Below are 15,892 nucleotides of genomic sequence, written 5' to 3'. Positions count from 1 at the left end.
TGATTCGACCCGTTTGGATTGGAAAAACAGCGCACAAAGAGCAATAAGCACAATGACTAAAAGAAGCGTTCCCACAGCCTGGCTCGGACGACGAATTTAGTACTTCGTGTGAAAACCTAAGCGGGCTCAATATTCTAGAATTTACTTTAGATTTCTTTAGCACTTTGTGTGGAAATTCCGCCCTAACCTATTGATTTCGGGTTTTAGGGATTTAGCACTTACTGTGTTAGTCCACGTCCAGGACGAGTTTCCCTTTCGAGCGATGCGACATGGATGCCTCGAATAACGCTCGAACCGATGCTGTGGTCAGCGAGTACACCTTTTCCTCCACAACAGGATGAACGGCCTTTTCTGCCACCCACTCAGCCAGTTGCGCCATATTCCCCTCCATCAATGGATCAACCAAGAAGAAAACGTATTTTTGACCGAGCCCCGTTTTGCCAAGTAACCGGCGCCAGTAACCCTTGATCATGGTCGACACTACATTGCCAAAGGATTCTTGCGAGTCTCCGGCAATAGTGACGAAAATCCCGCCCGGCTTTAGCCCCTGTCGCGCCGCTTGCCAGGCGTCAGCGCCGCCAACACAATCGAATACCACATCGAGATTTTTTCCTTTCAGAGCGTCGCCCACGTTCGTCGTCTTGTAGTTGATGACCGTGTCCGCACCGTGGCCAAGAATCTGTTCCACCGCTGATCCGGTCGCGTAAACATGCTCTGCGTTCAGCACGCGTTTGGCGATCTGAATTGCCAGACTTCCTACGCCTCCCGAGCCTCCGAAAATGGCTATTTTGCCTCCGGTTACTCCTCGGCGTTGACCATGGGTTAGCAGCCCTTGCATGGCAGTCAGCCCCGCAAGCGGCAGCGCAGCCGCTTCGTGATGGCTGAGGCCCTCAGGCTTTTTCGCACACGCCTTTGAACTGACCACGACGTATTCGGCAAAGGTACCGCGAGAGCATCCAAAGACAGAATCCCCTTCCTTGTAGTCTTTCACGTCGCTTCCGACACTGACGACGGTGCCGCTGTAATCAAGTCCGGGTATCTTCTGTTTGGACGGCACCTTGATAGCTCCCACAATGATCTTCCAATCGAGGGGATTGACGGCCGCGCTCGCAACCTTGACCAGCATCTCGTCTGGCTTTAGTTCAGACGGCTGGCCGACTTCTTTGACCTCAACGACCTCATTAGGGTCACCGTGGGTTTCGTAGACAGCTGCCTTCATCGGGTTCTCATTCTCGCGGTCACTCTGATTGCATCATTAGGCGTTTTGCATGCTTATTGTCATATTAGTCTGTTTGCATAAGGGCATTAGAAAGTTGAGCGCTGGTCTAACGGGCACCACTGACAATGAACCTGATCGGCGACTGGGGCCAACTCGTAGTGCAGCTGGTCCGCCCCCAACACATGGATCTCGTTGTCTACCGAATCGACAACCTAACGATTGGTAAGGCGGCGAATTCATCAACCGCCTCAACCGTTTTGCATTTAGATGGTTAAGCCGCTGACTGCCAGGAACTGGCTATTACGGCTTGTGCTTGGGTTTCTTCCTCGGGTGTCAGCGTAATTTCTCCGCCGGAAGTGGCACCGAATGCCGCCATCGCAGATACAAGCTGCTCCAGCTGTGACGCCGAAATAACAGCATCGTCTGTTGCTAAGGAATCTATTTTGAGAGCAGAACCTGAGTACCAGCCTTGAACCTTAACCCGGTCGTCAGTTCCGAGCACATCGGCAACCAGATCTTCTCCCTGACGCGAGAACCAGAGTTCAGATTCATCGATTCCAGAGAAGCGCAAGTTGTCTGGATCAGACGAGTTCGACAGGTTATTGATCGTATCCACCCCATCGCCAACTCCAAAGTGGTAGGTGTCGGCACCTTCTCCGCCTAGCAGATAGTCGTTACCAAGGTTCCCGTAAATAGAGTCATATCCAGCTCCAGCATCAATAAAGTCAGCGTCAGATGATGCCAAGATGACTTCTCCGCCCGCGGTCCCTGCTGTGACGGACCCAAATCCTCGCTCATCAGGTAACCCTTGGTAATCTGGGGACCCTTGCGGATCCGGATTAATCAGTCCAAAAGCACCAAAGACCTGGTCAGCTGTTATTTCTCCTCCAGGCCCAAACTCGATCCGATCTATCGCATTATCGCCGCCCAGAAAGAAGTTCTCCAATGTCACGGTGTCACTGCCACCGCTTGCCTGAAGCACAAGATTGTCACCATACTTCATCAACCCGCTGGCTACTTCACTGAACGTAATATCCTCGAATCGGAGAATGTCATAACCACCGCCTGTGTTATTGATCGTATCCTGACCTTCTCCTTTGCTAAACAGGTATGTGTCGTTGCCCCGCCCTCCGAGCAGTAGGTCATTTCCGGTTCCGCCGGACAGAGTGTCATTTCCGTTACCACCCACAAGTCGGTCTGCTGCCCCTTGACCATCAAGGACATCATTTCCATTGAAACCTTGAATAAAATCAGCATCCTGCGTGCCGATCAAATCACTATCATCTATGGATGTGCCAGAAATAGTTTCTGACCAACCCGCTACTGGGGTGGGTTCGGAAAGCCCAAATGCGCCATAGATCTGACCGGAGGTAATTTGGCCTCCGGTCTCAAATTCGAGCGTCTCTATGATGGCGTCGCCCCCGATAAAGAAATCCTTCACAGTTACTTGATCAGGTCCACCGTCGATTCTGAGAATCAAATCATCACCTGACTTCATCAGGCCCGAGGCAACTTGAGTGAAGGTAATGCCGCCAGAGAACCGGAGGATATCGGTACCGCCACTTTCATCGACGACATCCTGTCCGTTTGTATAGATATAGCTATCGTTCCCTAGGCCCCCAAGTAATAGATCATCACCGCCATTACCTAAAAGCTCATCATTACCGGATCCACCAATAAGAATCTCTTTTCGACCGTCGCCTTGAATCTGGTCGTCACCGCCCAAACCAGGTTCCGGTTCTGAAGGACTGGCGTCGGCGCCACCGGCTGAGTCATGGCCTTCATCTGGCCCATTGACTGTAAGAGTGAATGTAGAACTTGCGTTTGCACCCGCAAGATCTGTAGCAGTTACCATAATATCCAAGGTTTCGGCGCCATCGGAGGCCGGTACGCCCGTAAAATAGCCAGAGCTTGAATCGAATACCAACCATTCAGGCAAACTTGAGCCACCTGCGAGCATTGCGCTGTAGGTCAATTGATCTCCGAGATCTTCGTCTATGAAGCTGTCGGCAGAAATGTTGAAGTCAATGGCTTGCCCGGCCGTAGCCGACATATCCTGTAACTCCACCTGCACTACTGGCGCGTCATTGACGTTGACCACAGCAAGTTCAAACACAGAATTGACGGATGCACCATGACTATCTGTTGCAGTTACCTGAATTAGATAGGTGCCGACATCTTCATTGGCAGGACTCCAACTAAGAGTGGGCTGATTTGGGCCTATCCCGCTCTCGTTTGAGAAAAACTCCAGTCCCCCTGGCAACGAGGAGCCGTCGGCCATTGATGCCGAATACGTCAATACGTCATGGGAATCCTGATCACGGAAGCTGGAAAGCGGTATTTCGAAGGACCAATTGGTATCCTCCAAGATATCCTGATCAGAAACCGGAGAAACTACATCCGGCGACTGGTTTCTGGATTCAATATTTGCTTTGACATCGGACCAGGCCAATCTCGAGCCGTCTGCAAATTCAACCCACTCTATGCTGTCGGAAGTTCCGAATTCGACCTTCTGATCTTCACCCAAAAAAAGGGTTTGGCGTATGCTTGATGCCGATCCGGCTGAAACAATGTCCAGGTCAGTCAGAGCAATGCCTTTGCCCAGAACCAACGTATCCACTCCCTCGGAATCAGCAACATAGTCCGAGCCTCCATCAGCATCCAGATAATATGAATCATTGCCACCCGCCCCAACCAGTCGATCGTCTCCGGATCCACCAAAGAGTATGTCGTCGCCGGCATAGCCATAGAGCCTGGAACCGTTCGAACTGGCGATCACCAGATCGTTCCCGTCCGTAGCCCCTACTTCCCGGCTGCCATCTGTGTAGCTTACATAATGAGGTGAATTGTGATCGCTGGGTCTTGCCGAACAGTACTCCAGCCAACTGAGGTCGCTTGCAGAGCTGTTTGCCAGATTAATAAAGACACCAGCTGGTGTCGTTTCTGCAACTTCTCCGTTAACAAAGATCTGGTCAACGGAAGGCCCTGCGCTTGTGAACTGATTTCGTATTTTCAGGCTAGGTCTGTAACTGCCATCAACCACCGCTACCAGATTATTGTTCTCCTGATAGAAATGCAGTGCCTCAGTCGACGAGACGCCCTCGATCACCAGTTGATCGGTAGCCATGTCTTCAGCCACATTCGAGAGTTTCAGGGAGCCTTGTGTGATATCAAAAAACACCTGGTCACTTCCTTGGCCAAGCGATACCTCATCCCTTCCGCTGCCGGTCCGAATAATGTCGTCTCCATGCCCCCCGTAGATTCGATCGGCCCCTGAGCCACCATCAAGGGAATCGTCGCCGTCATTTCCAAAGATTTGATCGTCACCAGCCAAACCCTGTATGGCATCCGAGAGCTGACCACCATGCAATTCATCTGAACCATCAGTCGGTAGGAGAACCCCCGCGTTGATTTCTTCACTGTTCCAGACAGTGCCATCATCAAAGCGGATTTCGTCGATAGCCCACGCTGACATAAAAAAGTGAGAGTCGACCCGTATTCCGTCCCCGGCTCCAGGTAAATTCACTAGAAGATCACTGCCCTTTCGCCGCAAAGAAACATCGCTTGCTGCTATCCCTTCTCCAAATTCGAGGACATTCTCTCCATCGGTAGAATAGGAGTTATCAATGACGTCCTGGCCATCACCAATGGCATAGCGGTATATATCACTGCCGTCGCCCCCTTCAAGGCGATCGTTGCCGTGGCCGCCGGTAAGCGTGTCGTTTCCTGATCCACCTTCGAGGCGATCATCGCCTTTCCCCCCGAAAAGAAAGTCGTTATCCTCCTCGCCCAAAAGCTCGTCGCTGCCGCCATCACCATAGAGCGTGTCCTTGCCCGCGCCCCCGGCGATCAAATCGTCACCGGCAAGCCCAAAGACAATATCGGCCTCAGAATCGAAGTAGACTTTATCATCGAGTTCCGTGGTTTCATTGACCATGTTCATAATCATGGCGAGATCCCAGGTCGTTCCGTCCGAGAACTGAATGCTGTCTATGGCTGTTTCCGGACCACCAAAGTGTTCCGTAACGATAATGTTCTCACCAGACTTGATATTCCTAATGACCAGGTCATCGGCTGGATACCCTGGGTCCCGTTGCAGTTTCAGGTCGGTTGGAAGAACCGATTCATCGAACAAAACGGTATCAAAACCACCGGAGGTATCGCGGTTGTCGATGATGTCGTTACCACCACCGAGAGAGAAACGGTAGGTATCGTTGCCTTCACTGCCGCGTAGCTGGTCATCACCGGCGCCACCGATCAGGGTGTCATCCCCTCCTAAGCCGTCAATAAAATCGTGTCCGGCTTGGCCGTCAATCGTATCGTCTGACGAAAATCCCTCCAGATTATCCCAGGAGTCACTGCCGACAAGGCTTTCCTGCCGTATTCTCGACGCATCCCACTCGGAGCCATCCTCCATGAACAGAATCCTGTGGATCGGCTGCCCGTATCCCCCTTCTCCAAAATGGCTCGCGATCTTTATACGGTCTCCAGAATCGCCAATGTCTAGGAAGAGATCGTTGCCAGAGCGGTAGGCATGAATCTGGTCGGGCACGATCCCCGGCGCAAACTCGAGTGTGTCGAACTGGGCGGTGTATGAACCGTTGTATATTTCGTCGCTGCCGTCGCCGAAGGAATAACGATAGATGTCATTACCCGCTCCGCCGTAAAGCCGGTCCTGCCCCAGGCCTCCAACAAGAATGTCATTGCCGTCGTCACCCATTAGGTCGTCATTGAACCCGCCACCGTTGAGGGTATCGTTCCCTTCCAGGCCGGAGAGCGTGTCCCGCCCCTCCAGTCCCAGAATAACGTCATCGTTTGAGGTGCCATTGATGACATCGGCGATCGCACGCCCGTAAATAGTTCCCTCCGGGGTCGGTGCGGTATCAGGAAACTGGTCGAGTAGATCCGCAGTGGTCCACTCGGTTCCATCATCAAGCCGAAGTGAGGAAATGCGATACGTTGGGTCGTTGGAATTGAAGAAATTGTAGATATTGATCCGATCGGTGCCGTCGCCTATCGCAACAACCAAATCGTCCCTTTCCCGGCTGAATCCGACCATCTCTGCGGTAATCCCGGCACCCAAGAGCAAGATCTCAGAGCGGCCCTCGGTAGTATCGTGTGCATCGATATGGTCATGGCCACCGCCAAGTTCGAAGCGGTAGGTATCGCTGCCTTCACCACCTTCCAACCAGTCATCACCCTCTCCGCCCTGGAGGACGTCATTACCCGAATCACCGAACAGCTGATCATTATTGGAACCGCCGTGAAGGGCATCGTTCCCGCCACCGCCATGTAAGGCATTTGCTCTGTTTCCACCCGTTATGCTGTCTCGCCCTGCCGTACCCGAAATTGAAGCATTATTCGTTGCAATGCTCAGGGATTGGCTGGCGCCATCGTCGGTTGTGATGTCCGCGATTGCCTGGAAAGACGCCGTAGAGAAGGTGATCGTCCCGCCGGCTGCTCCGTATCGGAGAACCATGAGATTGCCGCTTTGGTAGGCACTCAGGGCACTTGTACTGCCGGCTACCCGCAGGTAGGTGTTGCCCTCGTCATCCTCCAGAGCATCCGCCCCATCGCCTTCCTCAAAGACATAACGATCATCGCCCGCACCGCCCCAGAGAGAATCATTGCCTCGGCCGCCGTCTAGGACATCGTTACCTTCTCCACCGAGCAATTCATCGGTACCGCTGTCTCCCGACAGGATGTCGTCGCCGGCCTGGCCGAACAACACATCGTCATCGCCACCGCCTTCCAGACGGTCCTGGCCCGAGCCGCCCTGAAGTTCATCATTGCCGGAACCGCCAAACAATTTATCATCACCGTGAAAGGAGGGGGCCAGGGAGGCGTCATCCCCAATCAGTAGGTCTTCGCCAATACCGCCATACAACGTGTCATGACCGCCATTGCCGGCTATCGAATCGTTCCCGGCGCCGCCGAAGAGAGTGTCGTCGCCATGCCATGCTCCGTCCAAGGCCGCGAAATCATCCGCGGCCACGTCGACCCAGTTCCCTGCGGTGTCCAAGAATCCATCGTGCTTACCCTTTCCTGAGCTGCCGCCAAACCGCCCCGGGTTATTGAGTTTATCGCCTTCAATCCAATCATCACCGGTACCACCGGAGATGTGGTCATCGCCAACCTCACCGATCAAGACATCATTTCCTGCGCCGCCTTCGATGGTGTCGTCGTAATTCCCGGTCGGATCGACATTAGTTATGTGCTTCAGCAACGTGTAACGTACGTCGGGCTCGGTGAGGCGCCCGGTTTCTATCCGGCGGTCTTCGGTCAATGTGTAGGTGACAATCGCCCCGGCCGAATCCCCCAGCACGAGGTCGGCGCCTTCGCCCCCACTGACAAGGTCCGAGCCAGCTCCCCCGTAAAGCTCATCATCGCCAGCGCGGCCACGCAAAACGTCGCTGCCACTACCCGCGGTGAGCCAGTCATTCCCTTCCCCACCATCAAGGTAATCCGAGTCTCCAGCGAGTTCGCCCATGGATCGGTCAAGCTCATTGCCCGTTTCCATGTCGACCAGAATCTCAGAGTGGTTCCCCATGAGGTGGTCAGCGCCATCCCCACCCAGGAGCCGGTCTGAGCCCTCTTCCCCATAAAGGGAATCACTGCCCGTAGCACCGGAGGCAATGTCGTCGCCCTGTTGGCCGAGTAAAACATCATCATTTGTTGCGCCGTTCAGTCGGTCATTGCCCGCACCCCCGACAAAGTTCCATGCCGGATTAACGCCGGGCTCAAACAGACCGGCGTCGAAAAGGGCCGCGTTGTAGATGATCGGGGCGGCTGATCCAATAGTGGGCCCCGAGTGATAGGCCTGCCAGTTACTAACGGTGTCTCCATCGGTGGGTATGAAAACATCATGGCCGGTACCAATATCGATGCTGCCTACACTGTCGCTATTCGTTGTTGGCTCGGTGACAGATAGTCCGAAGTTCTCAAGGCTGGGCGCCTCAATGGTGGCGACCGAGGCAGTATCAGCCGTGCTTGCCACCAGGTTAGTGAAACTCGATAACTGGGACGAGCTAAAAATCTGTATCTTGTCTTCTGCAGAGCCGTTGACCAGCACTATCACGGAATCCGGAAAGACATAGAACAGGTGATTTCCATCAGTGTAAGCATCCGGCTGACCATCTATCGGATCAATTGAGGAGACGATCTCGCCATTGATCTCGAGCTGGCCAATGTCATCAAAAATTTTGTCCGCTCCGTCGCCGGTTCGGTAACGATAGGTGTCATTGCCCGTCCCGCCGACAAGGTTATCGTTGCCCTCCCCACCTTTCAGGGTATCGTCTCCGCCGAGCCCATAGATGCGGTCGTTCTTAAGGCCGCCGGAAAGCTCCTGATCCGTTTCGTCTCCACCAAAGACCACCATGTCATGTGTGGCCGTGTTATCAATAATGACACGATCCCACCAGTTAATGGATGTAACTTCATCACCGTGCAGAAGAACGTTGTCTCTGGACTGATCATTTGCATCCCGCTCCGAGCTCAGCCCCTGGTCGGCATACACGAAATCTCCTTCTCCGACAGCATCATTGTCGTTAAGGTCATTCGCATTTCGGACCATCAGGTATTGGTAGTAATCCGCACGGTCTTCCCAGAAGCCAGCGGGATGCTCTCCGAACTGGTACGATTCTGAATCAGGTGCGAAGATACCTTCCGCGTAGTCGTCGGGAACGCCAATGGCAAAAGAGGCACCTTCAAGAAGCGCGTACCGAATGGCCGTGGCGCGCTTGCTGTCCTCGTAGGCCGCAATGTGGGCGAGGTCGAGGGAGTCCAGTGGAAGTATCGAAAACCCATCTCCGATGGACTCTAGCGTCTCGTATAAAACTGGAGCGTCATTAACCCCCTCCACCTCCCGATAGACCGTGTTTCCTTCCGCATCAATTCCACCCTGAACCTTAACGCCCAGTTGAAAGGCCAAATGCTTGATAACCGTGTTTAACGAAATCGCAGCAGAGTCTGGTGAGGAAAGGTCGGACTCACCGTTCGGGGATAGATCCCCTTCCTTCTTCTCAATGATGGATTCAATGACCCGATCGGTCGCTTGCCACAATACAGCGTCTATCACTTCTACTGATGCAGACGGATCAACTGCTTCAAACAGCCGCATGACAGACAGGGTATCCACCAGGTGGACCATTGAATGGTTGCCGGTAGCAAGATCGGAGAAAGTTTCGTAATTGCTTATCAGGGATTGTTTTTGGATAAATAGGCGGTGCGGTGAGTCGTCGTACTGCTGAAAATAGGTATCGTTGGCGGTGAACTCGAAACCGGGCTCCGCCACTACTCTGGTTAGTTTCGACTCGTTGATACCCTCCGAGATCAGCAAATGCTCCAGGGGGTTCAGCCCGGCGCCGTTAAACGTGATGACGTCGGTAATGTACTCGTCATAGCTGGCAGCGGCTTGTAGGCTCAAATGGCCGCCCAGGGAATGGCCGACAACCGTCAGAGATTCTTCGCCGAAGTGCCCAGCGTCGAGCCATTGCTGCATTACGGAATCCTGGGCAGGGGTTTGCATTCCGATACCGAATGACAGCATAAAGTCATTTACCAGATCCGCTGGTCCTCCCTTTAATGTTGTTTCAGTCCCTCGGAACGCGAGGATGGGTTTGTTGCCATTGTCAGTATCTATAAAGAGGGTGGCGGATAAGCCTGAGATGTTGCTCTGGACATGGTCAACGATGTGGTATCTTTCCCTGAATAAGTCGAACTGTGTTTCTGTAAATCCTCGCTTTAGGAACTCCTCCAACGTTGCGGAATCATTTATTATCTCTCCAGTTGACTCACTGTATAGGCCTTCAAAACTGATATAAGCTGCGTCAGCTAGCAGAGCACCCTGGTATACAGACTCAATTTTGTTCGTCATGATAATCCCTTATCTATGATCTCTATGATTAAAGTAATTACTCAGATTTGAAAACTGCAGATCGCAAGTCCCTTCCATACCCTTTGGGGGAGCGGTATTTCCCAATATCTCGGCAGTCAAACACCTTGCCGTAACTCAAAGCGCTTTTTGGCCAAGGGTTCAAAAGGTATGTGACTCTTTTACCTATCACTTCGGCTGAACCAAGGTCGCGGATCTCAGCATAAAAGCGACCGATTGTTGAGCCATACCAATCGTTGACGCGCCATTCCTCCGATTCTTCAAAATACCCATACTGAGCCGTTGGCTGGTCAATCGGTTTCGAGGCAATACAATAGTCTTCGAAAAATCGATCGTACTGCTCTGAACCCACCTTTTTACTGAGGTTCCATTTCCAGATCGCGGCATTGCACTGGGGACTGTCTTTGGGGGCCTTGAAAATCCGATGGTATCCAGCGCCACCTTCGAAGTACCGGTGGAATCTCGGTCTTTCATAGTTGAATTCAATGTAGTCATACCCTGAAACGATAATGTCGTTCCAGCAGCCGTAGCAGTCCTGCGTGGTGCCCTTAAAATAACCATCCACCCTCAGATCTTTACGGATGGTGATGCCCCCATCCTTCTCGCACAATTCTTCGAGTTCGCTCATACCAGGGGTGTAAAACACGGAACACCCTGACAACCACACGTTAGCCAGACCTATCACAAGCACCATCCATTTATCGTTCACCCAGACTTTCCTCCTTGTAGCGAAGCAGCGGAGACAGAAAAAACTCAATGATTCTGCGCTGTCCTGTTTTAATTTCGGCGGTTACTGACATCCCCGGTGAGAGGGCGACATAGTTGCCGTTCACAATTAGGCCGCCCTCCCTGAGACGAAACAGGGATTTATAGACCAACCCCTGCCTTTCGGTTTCAATAGCGTCTTTTGAAAGACCCACAAGTTCTGCAGCAATCGACCCGTATTTAGTGAAGTTAAAGGTGTTCACTTTAACCTCGGCGGGCTGGCCCTCCTGTACGAAACCAATATCCTTGTTCAGAATCATGGCTTCTACCTCAAGTTCGCCTTGATCAGGAACAATCAACATAAGCTCTTGAGCTGGCGTGACGACCCCACCGACGGTGTGGATGGCGAGTTGCTGCACCTTTCCATTCATCGGCGCTCGGAGGTGGAAGAGTCCGTGGCGTTTTTCTGTCTTGGTCTTCTGTTCCCGCAACGTGGATTCATTCACCCGCAGGGACTGCAACTGGCCTAGTACTGTCTTGTAGGATTCGTGCCGGTAGGTCTGCTGCTCTGCAAGGTTGGCAGCCATAGAGGCTTCCAGTTTCTTCTGGATAGCCTGCTGCAAACCAATTTGGCCTTCGATCTCGATTTGGCTTTGCCGAAGTTCAAGGTAATCCGCACGCGCGCCCATTTTCATTTTCTGCATGGTATCGAGTGCATCAACACGTTCACCCAGAACCTGCAAGATCCGTTTGCTTCGGTCAATTTCTGCCTCCGCCATTTGCCACTCCGCATCCAGCCGTTCACCCTGTCTTTGCAGGGCGTTTAGCGTCGCACGATGTTCCGCTATTTCTTCCCGCAATAGGGCATTCTGGCGATCAACTCGTTCGGCGAGTTCTGGATCTCTTGCAACAGAAAATTCGCCAGGTTTTCCATCCAACTCAAACCATTGAACGAGTGCCTCCAAACGCAATCGTTGCGCCTTAGCATCCAGCCATTCTTCGGTAAAGCGCCGCAGGTCGGACTCGACCATTTCAGAGTCCAGCGTTACCAAAAGCTCTCCCGCCTGTACTTCCTCGCCCTCTTTCACGTGGATTCCGGCAATGGTGGCGGTTTCCATGGGTTGGATTATTTTGACGCGCTCACTGGGGACAACCTTTCCCTCAGCAACTGCGACGATATCTATTTTCCCGAACACCGCCCAAAGGACTGCAAACAGGAACAGCAGTACAATGGCGTATAGAATGGCTCTTCCCGCTGGTGATGCCGGTGTCCTCTCAATTTCGACGGCGGCAGGCATGAACTGGTAGATGTCTTTTTCGGACAGTTCCTCTCTGATTGCGTTGCGTTTGCTTTCACCGCCCGTCATGTCAGCCTCACCGTATCGACCCTTTCAGAACCGAAAGCGAAGCCAATGGCGCCTTCTCGGCCACCGGCCGGTGAATGATCCATAGGTTTGCCCGAATCCGGGGCTCTTGCTCTTATCGGAACAGAGGCATTCTGGTACTCGAAGAGCCTGGAGTAGTACCCGTTTTGGGCTAACAGTTTTTCGTGGTTTCCGTCCTCGACGATTTGACCATTCTCAACGACAACAATCCGGTCGGCATGGCGAACGGTTGAAAGGCGGTGGGCGATGATGAATACGGTGCGGCCTTTACAGATGTTGACCATGTTGTGCTGAATGACCCTTTCAGACTCATAGTCCAGGGCACTGGTAGCCTCGTCGAAAATCAATATCTGTGGGTTGCTGATCAGTGCCCGGGCAATGGCGATCCTTTGTCGTTGGCCTCCTGATAGATTAGCGCCCTGCTCGCCAACTGGTGTGTCATAGCCTTCAGAAAGTTCGGCGATGAAATCATGTGCACCAGAGAGTTTGGCAGCTGCTATCACATCCTCTATAGGAAGGCTCGGGTCTACGAAGGCAATGTTGTCTTTTACTGAGCCGTTGAACAGACGGTTTTCCTGCAGTACGACACCAATCTGGCGTCTTAGCCACGCTGGCTCCATCTGCGCAAGGTCTATGCCATCAATCCGAACTCTCCCTGCCTCTGGCAAATAGAGTCTCTGGATGAGCTTGGTCAACGTGCTTTTCCCAGACCCAGATCGACCGACGATGCCTACAATCTCGCCGGCAGCAGCGTTCAGGTTCAGTTGTTTCAGCACTAACGGAGCTGATGAGCCGTACCTGAAATCGACATTTTCGAAACGTACGTTGCCCTGGATCCGAGGTAACGTAGTGCGGTTCGGGTTGTGGCCGGGCTCGGCGGGAGTGTTCAGAATGTCACCTAACCGCTTGAGTGAAATTCCCGCCTGCTGGAAATCCTGCCAAAGCTGAACCAGTTTGAGGATGGGACCGCTCACCCTTCCGGCGATCATGTTGAAGGCTATCAGTTGACCAATGCTCAGCTCGTTCGCCATAACCAGAGTGGCTCCGATCCAGAGAATCAGTACCGTCACGACCTTATTGATGAACTGAGCGCACTGATTGGCGATGTTGCCAAGGTTCGTAGCTTTAAAGGAAGCCGCCACATAGGCCGCAAGATTCTGTTCCCAACGCCGCTGCATCTGCGGCTCGACCGCCATGGACTTGACGGTTTCGATTCCATGCATGGATTCTGTCAGGAACGCCTGATTCTCGGCACCACGTTTGAACTTTTCATCAAGCCGCCTGCGCAGTATGGGGGTGATCGCTAAAGAAAGACCGATATAGAAGGGAATCGCCCCCAAAACAATCCAGGTCAAAGTAGGGCTGTAGAAGTACAGAACGGCGAAGAAAACAATGGTAAAAAAAAGATCAATGATCAGAGTGAGTGCGGAGCTGGTAATGAAGTTACGGATGGTATCGAGCTCTTTGACCCTGGCAACTGTGTTGCCAACCTGGCGACTCATGAAATAGGAAATTGGCAGGTGGGTAAGATGGTGGAATAGTTTCGATCCTAAAGTAACATCCACCCTGTTGGTTGTGTGGCTAAAAACGTAATTTCGAAGGCCATTCAACACCACATCAAAAAGAGAGATAACAATAAGGCCAAAGGCGAGCACGTCCAGCGTGGTCAGGCCCTTGTGAACCAGTACCTTGTCGATCATGACCTGAAAGAACAGAGGCGTGATCAGTGCAAAGAGCTGAATGAAAAAAGACGCGACAATCACGTCTCGAAGAAGGTGTTTGTACTTGAGGATTGCTGGGATAAACCAACTGATATCAAACTTCTGCTTGCCCCCGAGAAGAAGGCTGCGTTTTGACATCAGTATGATGTTGCCGTTCCACCTTTCGAGAAACTCAGATTTGGCCAGGGTCTCGGGGGCCCTCGCCAGCGGATCCTGGATCAGTACTTCCTCGCCCGCGGCCTTTGCGAGAATGACAAACCTTCCTTCTTCCGTCTCGGCTATTGCAGGAAGATTGATTGACCCGAGCCGATCCCAATGAGTCCTCAACGCACTGGTTTTCAGCTTTAGATGGCGAGCTGCTCTGAGGATCTCAGACCTTTGGAAAGGTCGCTCGTGAGTCCCGAAATGATGACGGAGTTGATCCGAGTCTGCGGCAACCTGGTGATACCGTGCGACGAACACGAGTGCTGCGAGGCCTGAATCCATCGTCCCTGATGGTCGAAGCGACAAAATTTTCTTCCTTGATTACAACTTCAGGCCGTTGAAGCTAGCACAGTGTTAGCCGTAATCCTATGATAGAAAACGTAATTTACAAACGAATAGAAAGTCTGTGACACGTTTCACGGCCGCAGGAGGTCCTGAATATTATTCGTCGCACAGGAGCGTAGGAATATCCTTTTCGGTGCTGCTCTGAAGAGTGGACGATCAATTTACTTTAGGCTTCTTTAGCACTTTGCGTGGAAATGAGCTTCTAACTATCTGATGTTTGGCAAAGAGGGTTCAGTACTTTGTTTGGTCGTCCACTCGTGGGCGTCTAAACATTGAATCCAATCAACGGTCATTACGCTCCCTGCAAATAACATCGCCTGTTAGCGGTCTGGATAAATCTCGATAGCACCGGAACGCCCCGGATGAAAATGGTGTCCTTGTGCCTTCTATTGCACCGGCTTTACTCCTTTTGTCATTGCTTTTATCGCGATCGTCTCTAAATGATCTCGAATAGATCCCGACCTCAGCCTTACGCAAAGTTTCGTTAGCATTGAAAGGCGGCGTGGCATGGGCCAATGCGGGAGCTAAGAGAAGTATTACACCGACGACCAATGTTCTCTGGAGCGCCAGTTTCCAAATAAGGTTGGGCCGGAAAAATTTATTGCCAAAATGCTTATGCACGCTCGCCACCGATCAGTGAAATTGGCCAGCGAGCTGAACCTACGACCTTCTCTCCAGCTGTGTCAGCCGTTTGGAATGTTTTTATTTTTTTCGGATGTCCAATGCGATTTCGCCTGTGTATCTCGTCAGCGATTGCCTGCCAAGAGGCCCTGGCGTGCTTCAGATTACAGCCAGGAGGGGCGGCAGCTACTGCCGGTATAAACGACTTAATACCAATGGCGCGCATCCTGTCTCGGGCTTTCGAGCCCAATGCTGCTATTACACACCGATTTAGAAGCTCGATTTGCGGCGCGAGGTAGCGCGAGGCGCAGTTTCGTTCGCAGGCGGCTCCAACGTGTCCACTTTCTACAGGAGCGGAACACAACACGGATTCCGTCATCCATGTTTTTTTCATTTGCTCTTCGAAGGTCAATTCTGGCCAGCATAAATCGAGGATCAATCTTACGTTTCTGTGGAACAGATCAGTGCCTTCAGAAAACGCTCTCATAGCCTTTTCGTGCGCGGATCCCATCCCGGTGTGAAACTCATCGTCATGAGGGTCACCTGGTTCCGCAAACACCAAAACAAGTTCAACCTCATTTAACCTGCCATGCGCCCCGAGAAACCCCCGAGGCACATGTCCCTCTGAGGGGTTCCACCGCATATTCCCGCAGGTGCTTGAAAACCCCTCGCATGGGCCATAGGCGGGGAGAAGAATTTCTTTAAGTTCGCTGTTTAGATCCACGTTTAACCTCATCCTTGAGCGCTTATTCACAACTAAACTGGCTAACACTTATTTTAGGCCAAAGGCGAGAACTCT

Annotated in this window: 6 protein-coding genes; all 6 read right to left on the bottom strand. The window is 52.3% G+C overall.

The annotated features are described in order from the left end of the window. Positions 1-226 precede the first annotated feature (226 nt). A complete protein-coding gene (locus K0B93_RS02485; RefSeq protein WP_219865669.1) occupies positions 227-1,219 on the bottom strand; it encodes an NAD(P)-dependent alcohol dehydrogenase in 993 nt (330 codons plus the stop codon). Positions 1,220-1,490: 271 nt separating this feature from the next. Next, positions 1,491-10,094, bottom strand: coding sequence for a calcium-binding protein (locus tag K0B93_RS19170; protein WP_228743175.1), 8,604 nt, complete (start codon positions 10,092-10,094; stop codon positions 1,491-1,493). Positions 10,095-10,131: 37 nt separating this feature from the next. After that, positions 10,132-10,821 (bottom strand): hypothetical protein, encoded by a 690-nt coding sequence (locus tag K0B93_RS02410; protein ID WP_219865668.1) that lies wholly within the window; start codon positions 10,819-10,821, stop codon positions 10,132-10,134. Further along, positions 10,811-12,184, bottom strand: coding sequence for an HlyD family type I secretion periplasmic adaptor subunit (locus tag K0B93_RS02405; RefSeq protein WP_219865667.1), 1,374 nt, complete (start codon positions 12,182-12,184; stop codon positions 10,811-10,813). Before K0B93_RS02405 ends, K0B93_RS02410 begins: the two co-directional genes overlap by 11 nt. Beyond that, positions 12,181-14,409, bottom strand: coding sequence for a type I secretion system permease/ATPase (locus tag K0B93_RS02400; protein WP_219865942.1), 2,229 nt, complete (start codon positions 14,407-14,409; stop codon positions 12,181-12,183). Before K0B93_RS02400 ends, K0B93_RS02405 begins: the two co-directional genes overlap by 4 nt. A gap of 676 nt (positions 14,410-15,085) precedes the next feature. Beyond that, entirely contained in the window at positions 15,086-15,817 is a 732-nt protein-coding gene (locus tag K0B93_RS02395; RefSeq protein ID WP_219865666.1) for a hypothetical protein, read from the bottom strand. Positions 15,818-15,892 lie beyond the last annotated feature (75 nt).

Source organism: Marinobacter sp. F4218, from assembly GCF_019443085.1.
GTDB lineage: Bacteria > Pseudomonadota > Gammaproteobacteria > Pseudomonadales > Oleiphilaceae > Marinobacter > Marinobacter albus.
This window is presented reverse-complemented; position numbering and strand designations above follow the sequence as displayed.